The 20394-nt window shown below is 48.9% G+C and carries 15 protein-coding genes; 10 read left to right on the top strand and 5 right to left on the bottom strand.

Translation table 11 applies throughout. From position 1 onward, the window contains the following. Positions 1-281 precede the first annotated feature (281 nt). On the bottom strand, positions 282-497 hold the full coding sequence (locus tag BUF15_RS08610) for a type 2 periplasmic-binding domain-containing protein (RefSeq protein ID WP_143170667.1): 216 nt from the start codon (positions 495-497) through the stop codon (positions 282-284). A gap of 300 nt (positions 498-797) precedes the next feature. After that, on the bottom strand, positions 798-2123 hold the full coding sequence (locus BUF15_RS08605; RefSeq protein ID WP_073613055.1) for a sensor histidine kinase: 1326 nt from the start codon (positions 2121-2123) through the stop codon (positions 798-800). A 460-nt stretch (positions 2124-2583) separates the two neighbouring features. Between BUF15_RS08605 and BUF15_RS08600 the strand changes: the two genes are divergently transcribed. The 7 genes from BUF15_RS08600 to BUF15_RS08570 all read left to right on the top strand — a co-directional run bounded on the left by BUF15_RS08600 (position 2584) and on the right by BUF15_RS08570 (position 10714). Then, a complete protein-coding gene (locus tag BUF15_RS08600; protein WP_073613054.1) occupies positions 2584-4713 on the top strand; it encodes an FUSC family protein in 2130 nt (709 codons plus the stop codon). A 165-nt stretch (positions 4714-4878) separates the two neighbouring features. Continuing rightward, positions 4879-5091 carry a DUF1656 domain-containing protein gene (locus BUF15_RS28320; protein ID WP_073613053.1) on the top strand — a complete coding sequence of 71 codons (213 nt, stop codon included), beginning with the start codon at positions 4879-4881 and terminating at the stop codon, positions 5089-5091. A 3-nt stretch (positions 5092-5094) separates the two neighbouring features. Beyond that, the gene (locus BUF15_RS08590) at positions 5095-6231 is read left to right on the top strand and encodes an HlyD family secretion protein (RefSeq protein ID WP_073613052.1); all 1137 of its coding nucleotides are present in this window, start codon (positions 5095-5097) and stop codon (positions 6229-6231) included. A 111-nt stretch (positions 6232-6342) separates the two neighbouring features. Then, positions 6343-7827 carry a TolC family protein gene (locus tag BUF15_RS08585; protein WP_073613051.1) on the top strand — a complete coding sequence of 495 codons (1485 nt, stop codon included), beginning with the start codon at positions 6343-6345 and terminating at the stop codon, positions 7825-7827. Between the two features lie 26 nt (positions 7828-7853). Next, a complete protein-coding gene (locus BUF15_RS08580) occupies positions 7854-8315 on the top strand; it encodes a potassium channel family protein (RefSeq protein WP_073613050.1) in 462 nt (153 codons plus the stop codon). A gap of 416 nt (positions 8316-8731) precedes the next feature. Next, positions 8732-9538, top strand: a complete 807-nt coding sequence (locus BUF15_RS08575) for an MBL fold metallo-hydrolase (protein ID WP_073613049.1) — start codon at positions 8732-8734, stop codon at positions 9536-9538. Between the two features lie 219 nt (positions 9539-9757). Next, the gene (locus BUF15_RS08570; protein WP_073613048.1) at positions 9758-10714 is read left to right on the top strand and encodes an aldo/keto reductase; all 957 of its coding nucleotides are present in this window, start codon (positions 9758-9760) and stop codon (positions 10712-10714) included. Positions 10715-10809: 95 nt separating this feature from the next. Here the strand turns inward: BUF15_RS08570 and hutC are convergent, their stop codons facing one another. Together hutC and hutH are read right to left on the bottom strand one after the other, a co-directional pair. Further along, positions 10810-11571, bottom strand: a complete 762-nt coding sequence (gene hutC / locus BUF15_RS08565) for a histidine utilization repressor (protein WP_073613047.1) — start codon at positions 11569-11571, stop codon at positions 10810-10812. Positions 11572-11584: 13 nt separating this feature from the next. Beyond that, positions 11585-13114 carry a histidine ammonia-lyase gene (hutH, locus tag BUF15_RS08560; RefSeq protein ID WP_073613046.1) on the bottom strand — a complete coding sequence of 510 codons (1530 nt, stop codon included), beginning with the start codon at positions 13112-13114 and terminating at the stop codon, positions 11585-11587. Between the two features lie 298 nt (positions 13115-13412). Here hutH and BUF15_RS08555 point away from each other — a divergent pair, with 298 nt between their 5' ends. From BUF15_RS08555 to ftcD, 3 genes are all read left to right on the top strand, one after another. Beyond that, positions 13413-15449 carry a urocanate hydratase gene (locus tag BUF15_RS08555; RefSeq protein ID WP_073613045.1) on the top strand — a complete coding sequence of 679 codons (2037 nt, stop codon included), beginning with the start codon at positions 13413-13415 and terminating at the stop codon, positions 15447-15449. A gap of 18 nt (positions 15450-15467) precedes the next feature. Further along, the gene (gene hutI / locus BUF15_RS08550; protein WP_073613044.1) at positions 15468-16712 is read left to right on the top strand and encodes an imidazolonepropionase; all 1245 of its coding nucleotides are present in this window, start codon (positions 15468-15470) and stop codon (positions 16710-16712) included. 230 nt (positions 16713-16942) lie between these two features. Next, positions 16943-18556 carry a glutamate formimidoyltransferase gene (ftcD, locus tag BUF15_RS08545; RefSeq protein WP_073613043.1) on the top strand — a complete coding sequence of 538 codons (1614 nt, stop codon included), beginning with the start codon at positions 16943-16945 and terminating at the stop codon, positions 18554-18556. A 52-nt stretch (positions 18557-18608) separates the two neighbouring features. On the opposite strand, the gene BUF15_RS08540 is transcribed toward ftcD, so the two are convergent. Next, on the bottom strand, positions 18609-20204 hold the full coding sequence (locus BUF15_RS08540) for an aspartate:alanine exchanger family transporter (RefSeq protein WP_073613042.1): 1596 nt from the start codon (positions 20202-20204) through the stop codon (positions 18609-18611). Positions 20205-20394: the final 190 nt, after the last annotated feature.

Genomic DNA, 20394 nt, shown 5'->3' with positions numbered 1-20394 from the left:
AGTGGACAATGCCTATTCAGAACTGGTCGCTGTCTGTTTCTCAGCTGGCGATTTTTTTCGAAGGGCGGCTGGATCAAGAATTAGGGCTTTGAAATAGAGGCAAATAAGGCTAAAGCTATGGATATCAAAATCCGCTCCAACAAAAGTCAGCACTTCCGACGAGCATGTTTAAGGTGCCCATTCTCAGCGCTGACTTTTACCTCCGCTTGCTGAAGGGGTGATGGCGGGCCACAACGGAAGATGACACAGAATTCTGAACACACCCAAATTGCATGAAATCTCTATCGTATTTTGTCTGTACGACCGATAATTTGAACTTGATACTGCTGTTTAACTTCTGTTTCGAAGACTGTCAGCACCATAAATACACCTTCGCCAGCTTGTCCAAACACTAAGAGCAGAGCATTGTCATCAAACTCACCAACCACTTTCGGATGAATCCTCATTTTATCCAACCATTGGTCAAGCATCCCTCGTAAAGAACTCATCCGCATCATGGTGTATACTCCAAGTGTTAGAAAATACAGTTCATATAACCTCAACCACAGGAGGTGCACCATGAACGTTTCCTAAGCGGTCGATTTCCATTTGCAGTACCACAGAGCCAACTCGAAAAAAATGCCATCAAGTCGTGTAAGTGTTAATCCTTAATCTTTTCACTCCAAGATTTAGCCAGTGTGATCTCGCCAGCATTTCTCAGGAAGAGGTTTTGAATTATTTTTTTCTCTGCAGAATAATAATAGGCAGGCCACGAAACGGAATTGGTACTTGGTTTTGAAATCCTTCTATAATAAGCTCTAATCTTGGAGGTTATGTTCATCCTTAGGAAATCGTATCGTGTATCTCGTACCATTTTCTTTGGAGATATCTATTGTCCCTTTCAGCTGCTGTTTTATAAGGCTGCTGTTGATTTGCATACCTAGTGATTTTGATAAGACAGGATTGAAATTATCTGGGATACCTATCCCATTGTCGCCAATTAACAACTCTATAAATTTACAATCAAATTCTCGCATGGCGATCTTGATTTTTCCTTTCATGTTATTGGGGAAGGCATGCTTTAGTGCATTTGTTATGATTTCATTAATAACCAATCCTAATGGTATTGCAACATCAATAGATAGAGTTCGGTAATTGCAATCTATCTCCACTTCAATTCGGTCATTACTTGTTACACTGCTTACCAATGTCTTTGTCATGTTTCGCAAATATTTTCCAAAGTCCAAATTGCGTAAGTTTGAAGACTGATAAAGCTGTTCGTGTACTAACGCCATAGCGCGAATTTTATTTTCGGTATCCACTGCTAATTGGCGAAAATTTGAATCTTCGACGGTCATGGCACGAAGGTTCAGCATGGAGATGATTACCAGCATGTTGTTTTTTGTTCGGTGATAAACTTCTTTTAGCAAAATGCTATTACAATCGTTAGTTAGCTCTAGCTCATCCCTATCTTTTATCGCTTGAACTAAAAGATCTTCGTTTCGTTTTTTCTCCTGTAGATACTGACTGAAAACGAAATGAATCATCATTCCATTGAAAACTATACATATAAGTAATGAAATGCACACATCCCAAAAATGTTGCTTTTCATTTGAATAACCAACGAGGAGAGAAGGGAAATAGTGCTCAATTGCCATGAGTCCAACGAGGGTGGCAACGATTGCAACCATGAAAGGGATAAAATGCTTATTCATAAGCATCACCCCAATGGTTACTAGAAGGAAAAAGAAAAATGCTCCAGCTCCTCCGGTTCCTGCATTCGTCAACCAACTGACAATCATGATCGCGAATAGGAAAACAACAATTTTAGAGACTATTGCTCGGTAGTTTCCGGTCTGATATGAGTAGTAGTAAGAAGTGGCACCAACAAAACCACCTAATATTGAGCAGGTAGTCAGTGACGGTTGGTTCTCAAGCAGAATATTATAAAATGAGGAAATAAAACCGAATAGAAACGTAAGAATCATTAAAGAATTGAATATTCTTTCTTCGAGTTCTTTGTCTTTAGGATCTCCTATCAGCTTATTTATTAAGAGGCGAGAGTTTATTTTCATAGAGGCCAGTTTTAAATGGAGATACATTATACGATGCCGTAAAGGGTCGCTGTCGGTGTTGAGTGACATGTTAACTCTCGCTCTGCTCCATGGGGGCACGCGAGGTTTAGCAACTGATTATTCAGAAACAGTGAAACTCCGACCTCGTAATGTTATACAAAGAGAATGCCTGTTAGACAAGAGGTGCGATTCAAGGATAGAATCGATCAATCACTCATTGAAGATGCATGTTGCCAACCTCAAGTGCTGGAAGAATTGGCTTGGTTAGGATTTTTATGATGCTCCTTGGATAGATAAGGGCGAGAGAGGGGGCTTGCTCATGCACTATGCTGATCTAGCTGTCGTTGTGAGGGAAAAGCTATGTTTTTTCATAATTCGATACTTCGATCAGGTTTCCGTCTGGGTCGGGAAAATAAACTGCTGAATATGAAACAGGCATCGTTTTAAGAACATTTCTGATCGCTTCACCGTTGTAACAGTGCTGAAAACTTCTCCTAATCTGTGTTTTATCATGTAATTGGTGACTCGAATGTCCCTACGATTTCAACATGCCTTCAAGGTTGCCCTGGCGATGGTGATTACCTATGGCATTGCCATGGGTATGAATTGGGATAAACCCTTTTGGGCTGGTATGTCTGTCGCATTCTGCAGTATGGCCACTGCAGGAGATTCTGTTCGTAAAGGTGTGTTACGGGTGGTCGGCACCTTTTTCTCGGGTATTGTCACCATCGTTATGATTGCGATGTTTGGTCAGGATCGCTGGGCTTTTTTAGGCGTCATGACGATGTTTCTCGCGCTCTGCACCTATCGTCACAGCGGCGGTTCCCGCTATGCTGACATATGGTTCAATACCGGATTTAATCTGCCGCTGCTTGCCATGCTTGGAGAAGGATTGGCATTGAATTCGTTTGAGATGATCGAGCTTCGCGTCCTGGAAACGGGACTGGGCATGGTTGTGTATAGTCTGGTTGCAGTCCTGTTGTGGCCAAGGCGTGGCGGTGAAGATTTCGAAAACAACGTGCGTTCAGTGTTAAATGCGCAGCATGACTTTCTTGTGGCATCATTCACACGGGCAACAGCTGCACAGGAGCAACCCCTGAGAGTGCAACTCGCTGCAATCCAAACTAAGCTCGGATCACAGCTTGAAGGAGTGATCTATGACAACGATCAAATCATGGAGGCGCGCTACGCTTGGCGGCGCATCATCGGGCAGATGGCTACCTTGACCGAAGCCCTCGACCGCGGGCAGCAAACACTGAGAGACCTGCAAGGGGCAAACCTGCAGAGTCTGTTTATCGATCTTGCCAGTATTCGTGTCGAATTGAAAGACCGCTATGCCGGCATGAGTGCCTTACTTGCTGGAACGTCGGAAGGACATCGTCCAGCGAGCATTGATCTTGGTATCGACATGGATGAGGTGGCAAAGTTGACCCATCTGCAGCGCGCTGCCCTGATGCTATTCAGGGACCAGCTGTTGGAGATCGATAAACAATCTGCCGCAATTGTCAGCACATTGTACGAAATACATACCGGGTCTCAGGCACAGCCCGCTGCGCATCAACAGGATGGGAAGTCAGCTGTTATACTCGATCCTGATAGATTTGCCGCAGCGGTCCGTCAGACCACTGTTCTGTGGATGCTCATCTTGCTGGTGATCTATATACCATCTTTTCCCAACCCGGTGGGAACCCTGGTGATGGCCAATGCTTTTGCGATGGTCCTGGGCGCGGCTCCCTTCGTGCCCGCACGTGTGCTGTTCTGGCCCATGGTGCTTGGAGCGCTGTTCGCCGGGGCAGTCTATATGTTCGTCATGCCGCATCTTTCAGGATTTGGCGAACTTGGTACCATGCTTTTTGTCACGACTTTCCTTATCGGGTATGTTTTTCATCAACCCAAAGCCGTAGTTGCCAAGAGCATTGGGATCCTGGCGCTGATCATCATCATTGGTGCAGAAAACCAACAGCACTATAGTTTCCTCTATTTCGCAAACTGGATGTTCGCATTGCCAGTCTTTGTCCTGATACTTATGGCAGCCTGGCGATTCCCCATCTCTTTTCGTGCTGAGGATCGTTTTCCTGTGCTCCTGAAACGTTTCCTTTGCAGTGCTGAATATTTACTGTCAACTAACATCCGCCTCGGATCCCCCTGGCTGAAGTGGTTACGTGCATTCCATTCGCACGAGATCACTGTCTTGCCTCAGCGATTGCGAGTATGGAAAGATTTCCTGCCGAAATCAGTTCTCGGCGATACCACAAAACCCCAACTCGAGTCGATGATAAACGAGATGCTTAAGCTAAGCGATTTGATCCGAACCCTGGAGAAAATACAACCAGCAGAATTTTCAGAAGCTCAATATAAGGTGTTCGCGGATATTCAGAGCTGGCATGAAAAGGTTCACCATGTTTTCTCCCACCTTTCCGAGATGCCTTTTCGATTGAACGAACAGGATGTGGAACGTTTCGAATCTTCATTAAAAAGAATTGAGCAGCACGCAGAAAATGCGGTCGATCAAATAGATGATTCTGCTATTTCCCCTGAGGAGCGAAAGCATATTTACCAGTTACTTGGTGCGTACCGTGGAGTTTCCCGCGCTTTAGTTGAACTGACGCGACGTATTGCTCCAATCGATTGGGGGTGCTTGAGTGAAGTACGTTTCTGAGAGATCAAGCAGGTCGCTGAGCATAAATGAATCAACAGGAGGGAAAGGATGTTGATGTTGTGCACAACTCAAGCAGACATTTCTGTTTGTCCAGATATTATACGCCAGGTATACAAAATGTTTATGAACAGCCAACAGTTCTACGAGAAATTAGAGGAATAACCCATGAATTTTGTTCCAAGTGAGTTCGCGATTGCAGAAGTGTACCTTCCCCCAATGCTGGTCTCCGCAGCATTTGGCCTGGTGGCTACGCTAATCACTACACGACTGTTGAATCGATATCGTTTATCTCGTTATTTTGTTAATCCTTCTCTGGTATTTGTTTCCATATTGGTCCTATATACCGTTATAATTGCCACAGTGGTCGTAGGAGGCTAACCCTTGAAAATTGATCGCAGACATTTGATTACAACAGGCATAGTACTGGCGGCGCTCTCTGTGGCTTGTCTCAAATATTGGGACTATGTGGTTAACCCGTGGACCCGTGACGGACAGATAACAGCCGATATCATCAAAGTTACCCCAAGAGTCACTGGCCCGATTGTGGAGTTGCCTATTCGGGATAACCAGGCTGTCCGCGCCGGAGATCTCCTGTTTCGCATCGATCCACGCACTTTCGAAGCAGAGCGTGCACGAGCAAAGGCTGTCCTTGATGAAACAGGTGATAGTGTTGTCGCTCTTGAGAAACAGGTAGAAGCAGCACAAGCAGCCGTTGATGTTTCAAAAGACAACATTGAGCGGGCTCAAAGTCAGCTCGCTGCCTATGATGCAACGATAATTCGAAACATGGCTGAATTGAAGAGGCAACAGGAACTCCTGCCCCAGAAAGCTACCTCTCGCCGCGCGGTTGAGAGTGCGCAGGCCAATTACGATGTTTCATTGCAACAAAAGCGAAGCGCTGAAGCTCAGTTGCGTCAGGCTAAAGGGTCATTGGCTGAGGCTGAGGCGAGTCTCGCGGAGGCCGAAGCAAAACTGGGTAAAATAGGGGAGGACAATTCTCAGGTTCGAGTTGCCCTTGCCGCCTTGCGACAGGCCGAGTTGAATCTTGAATTTACAGAAGTGTATGCTCCGGCAGACGGCTATATAACCAACCTGACACTGCGTCTTGGCACCCAGGCAGTAGCAAACCAGCCGGCGTTGGCCCTTGTCGATATCAGCACGTTCCGAGTGCAAGCTTTTTTCAGGGAAAACAATATCGCAAACATTGATCCCGGAGACCAGGCGGTGGTTACCCTAATGACCTATCCCGACAAGCCGCTCAAAGGCCAGGTTGATAGTTTGGGCTGGGGTATTGCCAGAAGTGACGGAACCACTGGCACTGATCTCTTGCCCAACGTCAGCCCGACGTTCGACTGGATACGCCTCGCTCAAAGGATTCCTATTCGAATACATCTGACCGAAATACCAGAAGACGTGAAGTTGCGGGTGGGCACAACATGTTCTGTGATGGTAAAAACGAATACAGCCGGCACATCAGATTCCGCTCCTGCCGTTCCTGCACCATCCTTACTGCAGTAATGGACACGTGTAGCCTATCTCTTCCTTGGACTGGGAGCATATAATCATGAAGGTATATTTTGGCTTAAGTGCCCTGGATAAGGGGATAGCCGATAGCAGAGGGGAGAGGAAATGAAACTGTTCATCTTGCGATTTTTCTGCATATTGCCAGCATGTATGCTGGCAGGATGTTTTCAGGTCGGTCCTGTATATAAGACACCCGTTGTCAAGACCGAAAATATTTGGCTTGCTGAATCGGACTCTACCATCACGGCAAAAAGCATTGTTGATCCTCGTTGGTGGGCATCATCATTTAAAGACCCGCAACTCGATCATCTCATTGATCTTGCTTTAGGGCAGAACCTGAGTCTTCTTTCCGCGGGGCTTCGGGTATTGCAGGCCCAGCAGCAGCTCGCTATTGCCATCGGCAATCAGTATCCCCAGCAGCAACAGCTTTCCGGTTCTTCCTCGCGCCAGAAAGCCAACGCAATCACTTTTAACAATTACAGCCTTGGTTTCAATGTAGGATGGGAGGCCGATTTGTGGGGTCGATTTCGCTATCAGGTCGAATCTGCTGCCGCCGGTCTTGATGGGAGTGTTGCGGCTTATGATGGCGTGCTGATCTCTCTGGTTGCTCAGGTCGCCCAGAATTATGTTTTAATGCGGACATATCAACAGAGGCTTGCTGTGGCCAGGGAGAATATCCTGCTGCAGGAGAAGAGTCTGCAGATAGCCAAAGCAAAGTTGCAGGCTGGCGAAGTAAGCGAGCTGGATGTTGATCAGGCTGAAAGTCTGTTACATAATACTCGCGCCTCTGTGCCTTCCTACGAGGCAAGTATACAGCAGCTCAAAAATGGTATGGCCATACTCCTGGGGACTACTCCGGCCAAATTCAATGACCTGATAATGAACAAAGAGCCGATTCCCAGGACTTCTGTTACTGTTGCGGTAGGAATGCCCCAGGACCTTATCCGGCGTAGGCCTGACGTTCGCCTGGCCGAGCGGCAGCTTGCTGCCCAAAGTGCCAACATCGGTTTTGCTATTACCGACCTTTATCCACACCTTACCATTGGCGGAGCCATAGGCACCAGCAGCGTCAAGAGCAGTGATCTTTTCACAAATGATACCAAGACCTGGAGTTTATTTGGCATGTTTGAATGGAACATTTTCAACTACGGCAGACTCAAAAGCAACGTGCGGCTGCAGGATGCAGTGTTCCAGCAGTTGTTGGTCGATTATCTCAACAACATACTGGTTGCTCAGGGTGAAGTCGAGGATGCGATTGTCGGATATGTGAAGTCCCATGAGCAATTGGCAATTTACGAACAAGCCGCGGCGGCCTCGCAAAGGGCGGTTCGAATCTCGTCCATCCAGTACCAGGAAGGGTCTATCCCGTTCAATACTCTTATTACTACTCTTCAGAGTAATCTCCAGCAGCAGGATCTGCTTGTAGCAAGTGAGGGCCAAGCCGCTGTCAATCTTGTCAGCGTCTATAAGGCACTTGGCGGTGGATGGGAAATACGCAAGAATCAGGACCCTGTTAACCTGTTACCTGTAGAAATGAAGAAAGCAATGATAGAAAGGACTGAAGCCTGGAAGGGCGTGTTGGTTGAATAGCAGAAAAAAGAAAAAGGACAAATGCCATGCTGCTCACAATTGTCGTCGCCACTTTCATGATTTTCATTACTACAGCCATCCATGCGGCTGCAATGACAGCCTCCATACGTTTGGCGCAACCACCACGACATCACGGAAGGCTACTCAAATGGCATGAGACCAATGTGTTTCGGGTCAGCAGTATTGTGGTGTTCATGTTTTTTGTATCACTTATTGAGTCGCTGATCTGGGCGGCGCCTTATGTTCTTTTTGGTGTTATTAAGACTTTTGAGCAAGCGGCATATTTTTCCATGGTCACCTATACGACACTTGGGTACGGTGATATCGTCGTTTCGGCGGAGTATTGGCGTTTGCTGGCATCTTTTGAAGCTGCCAACGGCATAATCATGTTTGGTTGGACAACGGCTATCGTCATGGCAAACATCCGCCATGTCTATTTTGGCGATACTAGCTTTGATCAAAAAACGAAAAGAAAGTCCGGTGAATAGTTTGGTGGTTAAGCAAAAAAAGTCACTTTTCTTATGCACCCTTTCTCAACTCGATTGTTTTTTTAGCATGGCCTATCAAACGTATCAAGAGGCTAGGTTTTCGGCACGGCTACCTTGGTGTTATGTTGTTAGGAATCCTGTGCGATACCATAACAGTATCGAGAAGTGCTGTGTCGAGGTTTCCATTGGCAATAAGAATGCATTGGCAAGTCGTACGGGTTGAGACTATTTTTGATGCTTTCCAGAGAGATCTGATTGAGATCTGGCAATTATAAGATATTGCAAAAGATGAACTGAGTGGGTAGGTGTTAAACATAGTCTGACATATCATTCACGCCTCTATCTTTTCGCTGAGAGGAGCATGAAGGGAGACTCTGGTTTCCACTGCCACATTTGTAAATAAAAGATTGCCGCCGATGATATTTGCAAAACAGCACACCTATGGATCTGTAAAAGGCTTTGAGGTAGGTATTGCACCTATGGGAAAGCCAATAAAGTCAGTTTATCTTTATCATATAGATTCCATATTGATAGACACCGGTCCCCACCATCTCCGCAAAAAAGTCAGTTCGATGATCAGCGTTAACAATGTCACTTCAATCCTGCTGACACACCATCATGAAGACCATAGCGGCAATGCCGGTTTCTTGAAAAATCGATGCAGTGCACCGGTATACCTGCATCCGTATGGGGTATCAAAGTTATCAAAAGGATTCAAAATCCTTCCTTACCAGCACATCCTGTTTGGCAAGGCTCCCATGTTTCAAGGGGAAATCTGTCCCGAAATAATTGCAGCTGAGAATATCACACTCAAGGCCGTGCATACCCCGGGGCATAGTAAAGATCATACTGTTTACTATGCTGAGAAAGAGGGTTGGCTCTTTTCCGGAGACCTCTACGTCGGCGAAAAAATACAATTTTTCAGGATTGATGAAAGAATTGATCAGCAGATAGACTCTTTAACAAGAATTGCAGAATTGGATTTTGACATACTTTTCTGTTCGCATCGCCCCTGTCTGAAAGACGGTAGGACCCGCATTAAACGAAAACTCGATTATTTAATAAGCTTTAACCAGCAGGTCATCGAGCTACATAAAAAGGGAATGGAAGAGAAGGAGATTACAACACGACTGCGGGTAAAAAATGATCTTCCGGTCAAGCTCTTCACTATGGGTAATGCTTGTTTTTCCCACATGGTCAGATCTTCACTCAACGCCCTTTGAAAATACAAGATTTGATGATTGCTGCTATCGATATGATATAGGCACATAAACTATCCGTTCAGGTTTTTCCTGAGTCATTAAGGATCTTCTAACAGCCTATCTGAAACATGGTGTATAGTGCATGTAAGCAATTTTTGACAATAACCGCAAAGGCAGGAGTGTTCTTCGCAACTCGAGATGCCTCAATATGTGATAGCGTGCCGATCTAAGGAGAGCATTATGAAAAAAATTCTTTTAGGCAAACAGGGGTTACAGGTTCCGGCCATTGGGCTTGGCTGTATGGGAATGTCGGATTTTTACGGCAGCAGTGACCGGGTGAATAATCTCAAGGTTCTGGAAAAAGCACTAGAGATTGGTTGCAATTTCTGGGACACGGCGGACATGTACGGACCGTTCACAAATGAACGTCTGCTGGCAGAAGCCTTTCAGGGAAAACGGGAGAAAATTATTCTGGCCACCAAATTTGGTGTGATGCGCAGCGAAGCAGGCGAATGGTTGGGTATCAACGGTCGCCCAGAGTATGTGAAATCCTGTTGTGATGCATCCTTGCAACGTATGGGTACAGACTATATCGATCTGTATTACCAACACAGGGTGGATCCTGATGTGCCGATTGCTGAAACTGTTGGGGCAATGGCAGGACTTGTTCAGGAAGGTAAGGTCAAATACATTGGCCTATCAGAAGCCACTCCCGAACAGATTCGCAGTGCGCATCAGGTGCATCCCATAACTTCCTTGCAGACCGAATATTCACTTTGGAGTCGCGATGTAGAACAAGAAATTCTACCCACTATTCGTGAGTTGGGTATTGGGTTTGTGGCATACAGCCCCATGGGCCGAGGTTTCCTCAGTGGCGAAATCCAGGCGCAGGCGGACCTGCAGGAAGGGGACTGGCGCCGAGAGAATCCACGTTTTCAACCAGAGGCCATCGAGCACAACAAAAAATTGTTGGCAACTTTGAGCAAGCATGCCGCAGATCTTAAAATCAGTAACGCTCAATTGGCCCTTGCCTGGCTTCTGGCACAGGGAGATGATATCGCGTTGATTCCTGGAACCCGCCATGAAAAGTATCTGCTGCAGAATTGGCAAGCAATGGAAATCGCGTTAACGGATAGGGTGATTGCTGACTTGGCTGATCAGGCAAGCAAATTCGAAGTTGAAGGAACCCGCTACTAAAAAGCTTTAACTGTTGTTTCTAGGAAACCTTTTACCAATATCGAAGGACAGGCATGGCATGCACCATGGATGATACGCGCGATGATGTTCTTTCTTCAGCTGATGCCGATAGAGCCGGCGCTGGGCGGGGTAAAACGGCCTCCCAGGGTATAGCGGGATCCAGGGTAGTAGAAGGTTGAGCAGGTGGCGATTACTTCCCCGACCCAGGTCTTGCGATGAAGGGCCAGACAGGGTTCAGCGCTATTTATTTCAAGCAGATCCCTTACCCACGGTTCGGCAATTAGCGCCTCGATGACATGCTCCACTGAAGTAATGGGGGCAAGGCTTAGCAGGTATTCGTTGGGGGTGATTGTGGTGAAATCCTGCTTCAGGTAATCGGGTGCAATTTTCGGGTTGATAAAGCGGCTGGAGAGCTGGATGGGCACGCCATTATCTTTGTGAACGATCACCGAATGGTAAACTGTGGAATAGGGTGCGAGAGACATGGCCCGGGCCAGGTCGGGCCGGGCCTTTTCCTCCTGCAGCGAATGTATTTCGCAGGAATATTTACCGCCGCGCTCTCGTATCTCCTGGGCAATGGAGTGGATTTCCAGCAGTGCCGATTGCGGTTTCTGCTCCGCAACAAAGGTGCCGCTCCCCTGCATACGGGTTAAGCGACCCTCGGCGGTGAGTTCCCTCAGCGCCCTGTTGACGGTCATCCGTGAAACGCCGGTAGCGGCGACCAGCTCCGCTTCCGAGTCGATTTTCATCCCAGGCTGCCAGGCGCCGGAATTGATCCGGTCGATGATGTAGTCTTTCACCTGCTGGTAGCGAGGGATGTCGTCAGTGGAGATGTTGATTGCGCGGCGTGTCTTCATAGTGTTGTCTGGGTTAGAAGCTGGGCAGCAGTGAAGGATCGAGCAGTGTGTTTAATTCTCCTTTTCTGATCAGAGTATAGATCTGCTTGATGTCCGGTGCGAAATACCTGTCCTGATCGTAAAATGGAACTCTGGCCCGCACCATACTTTTGGCTGATTCCAGCAGTTCGGAGCTTTTGAGAGGTGCCCGGAAATCTAACCCCTGGCAGGCGGCTAGCAGCTCAATCGCCAGAATGTTGGCGGTGTTTTCTGCCATGTCGCCAAGTCTTCTTGCGGCAAAAGTGGCCATCGACACATGGTCCTCCTGGTTGGCGGAGGTTGGCAGGCTGTCGACAGAGGCAGGATGGGCAAGTGATTTATTCTCGCTGGCAAGGGCCGCCGAGGTTACTTGGGCGATCATGAAACCGGAGTTGAGTCCGCCTTTTTCCACAAGAAAGGGTGGCAGTTTGCTCATATGGGTATCGATCAACAGGGCCATGCGTCGCTCTGATAGGGATCCGATCTCGGCAATAGCCAGGGCCAGGTTGTCAGCGGCCATGGCCACCGGCTCGGCGTGGAAGTTGCCGCCCGAGATGATATCTTCCTGTTCTGCAAAAACCAGCGGATTGTCCGTAACACCATTAGCTTCGGTAAGGAGGGTTTCAGCCGCATTCCTGATCTGGGTGAGGCAAGCCCCCATTACCTGAGGCTGGCAACGAAGCGAGTAGGGGTCTTGCACCGCCTCGCAATCTTTGTGGGAAATCTCTATCTCGCTGTGTTCAAGCAGCTTGCGGTAAGCGGCAGCCACATCAATTTGGCTTTTGTGGCCGCGTACTTCATGAATAAGCGGGTCGAAAGGACGGCGGCTACCAAGTGCGGCTTCAACGCTGAGGCTGCCAGTGACCATGCCGGCGGCAAACAGGTTTTCGGCAGCGAAGAAACCTTTTAACGCCAAGGCGGTAGAGGCCTGGGTGCCGTTTAAGAGAGCCAACCCTTCTTTGGGCCCGAGCGTCACTGGTTTCAGTCCGGCGATGGTTAAGCCTTCGCGGCCGTTTATTCGCCGTCCATCATAAATTACCTCACCTTCTCCAAGCAAAACCGTACTCATGTGTGCCAGCGGAGCTAAATCGCCTGAAGCGCCTACTGAACCCTTCACCGGAATGCAGGGATACACTTTGGCGTTGACCAGTTTCATCAACGCATCGATAACTTCAAAACGGATTCCAGAAAAGCCGCGAGCGAGGCTGTTGATTTTCAATACCATCAGCAAGCGAACGGTCGCCTCGTCCATGAATGAACCCACCCCGGCGGCATGGGAGAGGACAATGGAACGTTGGAGGTGCTCAAGCTCATCATGAGGGATGAGGGTGTGGGCAAGAAGGCCAAAGCCGGTGTTGATTCCATAGATAACCCTGCCGCTATCGACGAGTTTTTGAACCGTTGCCACAGATTTGTCAATGGCTTGCCGGCAATCGGCGGTGAGTTTGAGGTGGACGTGTTCCTCGGCAACTGTCCTAAGCTGGGAAAGGGTGAGTCTGCCCGGATCGATTTCTAGTATTTGCATGATTATCTGGCCCTCAAGGTATGAAAAAGTTTCGTTGGAGGTAAGTTTGTTGAGTCGTCAATCTGTATAGACCACATGTTGTAATGTATATACAATGGCTACGAAATGGCAAGCGGTTTTAGGAGGGCTTGTGCTGAAATGTTATATTTGGTGGCCACTGATGACTGATTTGGAAAATCTACTTGTATATACAAATCGAGCGTGATACCATGCAGGCACGAGTATGAAAAGCTGCCGACCTCAAGGGCGGTTTCGGGCAACCCAATTAAATAAACAGACATGTATAGAGGACTAGCCGATGCTGACAAATTCCAAAGTGGCCGAGGCCATGACGATAAGGCTCGATGACGAGTTGCCAAAACAACAGGATTTTCAATCAGGAATTCGCAGGGCTCCGGATCGTGGATTTCGTCTTTCACCAAGCCAGACTAGGGTGGCTCTGCAGAATGCGCTCCGGTATATCCCGGAAAAATACCATGCTGAGTTGATCCCCGAATTTTTAGAAGAGTTGCGTACCAGAGGTCGGATCTACGGTTATCGTTTCAGACCGGAAGGTCGGATTTACGCGAAAGCTATCGAGGAGTATCAGGGGAACTGTCTGGCCGGTAAGACCTTTCAGCTGATGATGGATAACAACCTCGACTTTGAGGTCGCGCTCTATCCCTACGAACTGGTGACCTATGGTGAAACTGGCTCAGTCTGTCAAAACTGGATGCAGTACCGATTGATCCAGAAATATCTGCGGGCGATGACAGAAGAACAGACCCTTGTAATGCAGTCCGGCCATCCGCTCGGGTTATTCAAATCGAGCCCTGATCAGCCGCGGGTGATTATTACCAACGGTCTGATGGTCGGTCTTTACGACAACCCTACCGACTGGGAGATTGCCGCCCAGATGGGAGTCTCGTCCTATGGACAGATGACCGCCGGAGGCTGGATGTATATCGGTCCCCAGGGCATTGTGCACGGCACCTACAATACTCTTCTCAATGCCGGTCGAAAAATGTGCGGTGTACCAGCTGATGGCGACCTGCGTGGCCTGCTCTTTGTCTCTTCGGGCTTGGGTGGCATGAGTGGCGCTCAACCCAAGGCAGCAAAAATAGCCGGTGCGGTTTCTATTACCGCTGAAGTTGATCTCTCCAGGATTACCACCCGTCATGATCAGGGTTGGGTTGATGTGGTTGAGAGTGATCTGGCCAAGGTGCTTGAGCTGGCGAGCAGGGCAGCAGCCCAAAAAGAAAACCTCTCTATCGCCTATCACGGTAATGTGGTCGATCTGCTCGAGTATATGGCCGATAAAAAATACAAGGTTGATCTACTCTCAGACCAGACCTCCTGTCATGTCGTTTACGATGGCGGTTACTGTCCAGTTGGCTTGACTTTTGACGAGCGCACCGAGCTCCTTGCTACTGATCGAGATACATTCAAGGAACTGACCGATGCAAGCTTAAGGCGCCATATCGCAGCGGTACAGAGACTGAGCGACCAGGGTGCCTATTTCTTTGACTATGGCAACGCTTTCCTGAAAGCTGTCTATGATGCAGGCGTCAAAGAGGTTGCAAAGAACGGCATAGATGAGAAAGACGGTTTTATCTTCCCTTCCTATTTTGAAGATATCATGGGGCCGATCTTTGATTACGGCTATGGGCCATTCCGCTGGGTCTGTTTGAGTGGTGATCCGGCTGATCTGGCCAAAACGGATGCTGCGGCCATGTCTTGTATCGATCCGGATCGCCGCCCAGAGGATCGCGACAACTATATCTGGATCCGCGATGCCGAGAAAAACAAACTGGTGGTTGGCAGTCAGGCACGTATTCTCTATTCAGATGCTGGCGGCCGGACAGCTATCGCCGTAAAGTTCAATGAGATGGTTCGAAAAGGAGAGGTTGGCCCGGTCATTCTTGGCCGCGATCATCACGATCCGGGTGGCACCGACTCACCGTTTCGCGAGACTGCAAATGTCAAGGACGGCAGCAACGTCTGCGCGGATATGGCCACCCACTGTTTTGCCGGTAATGCGGCAAGGGGCATGTCGCTGGTGGCTCTGCATAACGGCGGCGGCACAGGAATCGGCAAGGCGATCAATGGCGGCTTCGGTATGGTACTTGATGGCAGTACACGGGTTGATGAGATTCTCCGCTCTGCAATGTCATGGGATGTCATGGGCGGTGTGGCCAGACGCAACTGGAGTAGAAACCCCAACGCCATGGAAGTAGCGATGGCATATAATAGGGAAAACACTAATGGTGACCAGATAACCATTCCCTTTATGGTGGATGAGGCGAGTGTCGCGGGTGCGGTTGAGTCGCTGTTTGCTTCGCCTGTGAAAGGTTGAAGGGAGAAGAGGTGAGCCATGTATTATACCCTGTTTCGTAATGCTAACATTTTCAGCCCGATAGATCGGGGAATGCCTGCTGCCGGAAAGCATCAGGCTGAGCTTGCTCAATATCCTGGTGGCGCCTTGCTTGTCCATGAAGGGATGGTGGTGGCGGTCGGTGATGAAGCAAAAGTCGTGGCCCAGGTGCCAGCTGCTGCCACAGTGCAGGTGCGCGAGGTTGATGGTCGCTGCCTCATTCCCGGTTTTGTCGATCCCCATACCCATATGTGTTTTGCTGCTCGAAGAGAGGCCGAGTTTGTCGAGCGGTTGAAAGGCACCCCGTATCTCGAGATTCTTGCCAAAGGTGGAGGGATTCTTTCTTCGGTGAAGGCTGTGGCTGCGGCCAGTGAAAAGGCTCTCTATGAGGTGACCAGCACCCATGCGGCCTCAGCCCTGCGTTTTGGTACTACGACTCTTGAGATAAAAAGCGGCTATGGGCTTGATACCGAAAACGAGTTGAAGATGCTCGCTGCAATAGGCCGAGTTGCCAAAGAAAGTGTGCAGGATATAGTCGCCACTTTTCTGGGCGCCCATGCGATCCCCCCTGAATATGGTGATGATCCAGACGGTTTTATAGAGATGCTGGTACAAGAGATGCTACCGGCTGTTTGTGAGCAAGGCATTTCCAATTATTGCGATATATTTTGCGAGAAAGGCGTCTTTTCCATCGAACAGGGAAGAAGACTGCTGAGCGCGGCGAAAGCTCTGGGAATGAAGGTCAAGCTGCATGCCGATGAGGTCAATGACCTTGGAGGAGCTGGGTTGGCAGCGGAGTTGAACGCCTGTTCTGCTGATCATTTACTGGCGGCGGGTGATGACAATCTTCGGGCAATGGCAAAAGCCGGAGTGGTGGCTACGCTCTTGCCGGCAACAGCGTACAGTCTTCGGAAACCCTATGCCCGTGCCAGATTCATGATAGAAAACAACCTGCCGGTGGCCCTTGCCACCGACTGTAATCCCGGTTCCAGTTATACCGAATCAATGCCTTTTGTGATTGGCCTTGCCATCCTCAATATGCAGATGACCCCGGAAGAGGCACTTGTCGGAGCTACCCTCAATCCCGCTTACGCTATAGGTATGGAAAAAAAGGTGGGTAGTCTTGATGTCGGGAAACAGGCTGACTTTCTGGTTTTGGACGGTGAGTCACCGGCAATCCTGGCCTATCATGCCGGGGTATCGCCGGTGGTAGAGGTCTACAAGAAGGGCGAACAAGTCGTTTAATAGATGTTTTTATAAAATAATCTGATTACCCCGAAAGCTCAGTTACATGAAGTGAGGAGTGAGGAACGCCTGCATGAAATGATAATGCTCGTTCCAACAATATGAAAGTAGGAGAAATTCTGTTGAGTGATCACTTTCCGATATGTCACACCTCACACCTAACCTTATCAGACTGAGAATGAGGGGTGATTAAATAAAATAATGAGACCGGCCTGTGCCGGTAGTGAGATATGAAGAAAATCATCGAGTGTGTCCCCAATTTTTCAGAAGGCCGAAATCCAGAGGTGATCGAGGCTATTTCTGCGGCGATCAGCAGTGTCGCCGGCTGTACCCTGGTTGATGTGGACCCCGGTCGCTCCACTCACCGTACCGTCTATACCTTTGTCGGAGATCCGGAAAGTATTGTCGAAGGGGCGTTGGCTGCGGCAAGAGTTGCTAAAGCGACAATCGATATGCGAAAGCACAAAGGTGAGCATCCTCGCTTCGGTGCTATGGATGTCTGTCCTTTCGTGCCGGTTGCAAATGTCACCATGGATGAATGTGTGGAGGTGTCCAAGCGTTTTGCAGAACGTGCTTCAGCGGAACTGGGCATCCCATTCTATCTTTATGAAGAGTCGGCGGAGCATGAGTATCGTCGAAAACTTCCGGATCTGCGAGAAGGTGAGTATGAGGGGTTGGCAGAGCGACTGAAAGATCCTCGCTGGAAACCTGATTATGGCCCGGAAAATTTTGTGCCGGAGTGGGGAATTACCGCAACCGGCGCCCGCAAGTTCCTCATTGCTTACAATGTCAATATTATTGGGACATCCAACCAGGCACACCGTATTGCCCTCAATCTGCGAGAGGCTGGACGCAGCCCGGAAGAGCCTGGACGTCTGAAAGATGTAAAGGGCATGGGCTGGTACGTTGATGAGTATAATGTTGCCCAGGTGACGGTGAATCTCAATGACTTCCAGGTAACGCCGATCCACGTTTTGTTTGAAGAGGTCAAAAAGGAAGCCGCTGCGTTGCAGGTGGCGGTGGCCGGTTCCGAGATTGTCGGTGTCGTACCCCGTGAAGCAATACTGATGGCGGCCGAATATTATATCGAGAAGGAAAACCTCTTTATCTATGAAGAAGAACAGAAGATCCGTCTGGCGGTGGAGCGGCTCGGCCTCAACTCGGTAGCTCCATTTAAACCCAAAGAAAAGATTATCGAATATATCGTGGCCGGGGAGCGGGATGAACCACTGGCCAGTCTGACATTACGCGGTTTTATCGAAGAAGTGGCAGCCCGTACCTCTGCACCCGGTGGCGGCTCAGCTTCTGCTGCTATAGCTGCTATAGGTGCTGGTCTTGGGGCCATGGTGGCAAAACTCACCTGGGGTGTGCGAAAATTTGACGCAGTCCAGTCGCATATGAAAGAGGCCATTCCCGTGCTCCATGAGGTCAGTCAGCAGCTTATTCCCATGATCGATGCCGACACTTCCGCCTTCAATGAGTATATGGAAGGGTTACGGATGCCAAAGAGTACAGAGAAGGAGAGGGAAGCGCGAAAAGCCAAGATGCAGGCGGGTCTGAAAACTGCCATCCAGGTTCCGCTTACCACCATGCGGTTGGGCGATAAAGCATGGGATGCCCTCATAGTAGTTGCGCAATACGGTAATCCTGCTTCACGATCTGACAGCCAGGTTGGGGCAAAATCACTTGAGACCGGCATCTGGGGAGCGTATCAGAATGTGCTGATCAATCTTGAAGGAATAAAAGATTCCGCCTACAGGGATGAGATTTTATCAGAAGCGGATGTGTTGATGTCGCGAGCCAGGACCAAATGTGCAGAGGTTCTGAAGATCCTCGGCGAGTAGCAAGGGAAACGCGGGCGGCGCACATGTTTTTTGTCACCCGCGTTTGTTCAGCTTATCGCAGGATTAGGACGAGTAGTTTTGTAAACAATATCATACTGATCAATGCTACCGGATAGACGGTGGCATAAGCTGATGAGGCGTAGTGAGTTGTGGAGAGATCGTTGGTTGCGGCTAGGCCGGGGGTACTGGTCATTGCACCGGTGATGACTCCTATCATCCGCAAGAATGGCAGACCAAGCAGGTAGCGACAGATGATGACCGCGCCAATGAGGGGTATAAGTGTTACCGCCACTCCTGCGAAAAAGAGATCAAATCCCTGGCTTGCCAGGGTGGTGAGGATGGTTGCCCCGGTTTTGGTGCCGACTGTGGCCATAAAGAGAATCAGCCCAAGCTCCCGGATAAATGTGTTGGCTGTGCTGGGGATTTCCCAGATGATCGGCCCAGTTTTGTAGAGGTTGCTGAGAACGAGACCGGCTACCAGGACCCCGCCTGTGGTGCCGAGATAAAAAGTGCCACCAAAGGGAATAAAGAGTGGGATTTTGCCGACAAGAAAGCCAAGCAGCAGGCCTATGAAAATTGGCAAGAGGCTGATGCTGTACAACTCCTTGGTGTTGTTGCCGAAGATCTTGGTGATATTGGCCAGAGCCCGGGTGTCGCCTACGGCATGAACGGTATCGCCCATATGTAGACTGAGGTTTGGGGTGGCCGGCAGGTCGATGCCGTTGCGGGTGACGCGGGACAACTGAACATTGAACACTTCTCGGAAGTTCAGCTGTTTAAGACTCATCCCAACTATTTCGCGTTTCGACACGATGATGGATCTCTTTTCAAGGGCCCGGTCAAAGCTGATCTCGCTGTCGACGCGAATTCCCAAAAACATACTGATCTTTTCAAGATCAGGTTCCCGACCGACGATTCGTAAGTGATCGCCTTCCTGGAGTTCTGTTTCTCCTTTCACCAGTACCGGTTCCTCTGCTCCCTGGCGAAGAAGTCGGGTGATGACCACCGGGGCAATGGAACTGAGATGCAGTTCCATAACTTTTCTGCCAAAAATGTTGGGATTGGTCAGCTCAATGTGCGCGACGGCGAAAGGGATGCTAGTCTGGCTGATCTCTTCATTTAAGATATTTTCTTCTTTTTCAATTGATATTTTCAGTACTTTGGGAAGCAACTGGATGAAAAGTATAACTCCGGTGACACCAAAGAAATAGGTGAGTCCATACGCAGCCGGCGCATTTGGTCCGGCCATTTCAACGGCAACGGCCAGACCTGGAGTGCTGGTAAGTGCACCCGCGAAAAGTCCTGCGCCGATTCCGGCATCAAAACCATAGAACCATGAAGCAAGGAGTGCGGTCACAAAACCGATTGCAATAATAAGTACGGCACCGATGGTAAGCTTAAGTCCTCGGTCGCGCAGGGTATGGAGAAAACCGGGACCTGCCTGTAAGCCGATTGAATATATGAAAAGGACGAGGCCGAGCGTTTGAAAATCACTCGGCAGGGTGAGGCCAAAATGGCCAAAGAAGAGCGCAATGAAAATGATACCAGAAGAGCCAAGGGAGAAAGATTTAAAGCGCACTCTGCCAAGCAGCATGCCGAGCAGAGTGATAATGAGCAAAAGAAAAATATGATTGTGCAGCAGGTCCACAATGGTTTCCGACAGTAGAGGGGAGTGGTTAGATGTTGTACGTAGACAGGTATAGAACAGAGCAATGAGCTGAATGGGCGGTCCCAATGGACCATTCTTGACAGGTGAACAACATTAGTCCGCCTGTAGAGATGCTGCAATCTTTTTTTTAATAAAAAAGAGGTAGGTACAGGGAGAACAAAACAACGAT

This window comes from Desulfopila aestuarii DSM 18488, from assembly GCF_900143695.1.
GTDB classification, from domain to species: Bacteria; Desulfobacterota; Desulfobulbia; order Desulfobulbales; family Desulfocapsaceae; genus Desulfopila; species Desulfopila aestuarii.
This window is presented reverse-complemented; position numbering and strand designations above follow the sequence as displayed.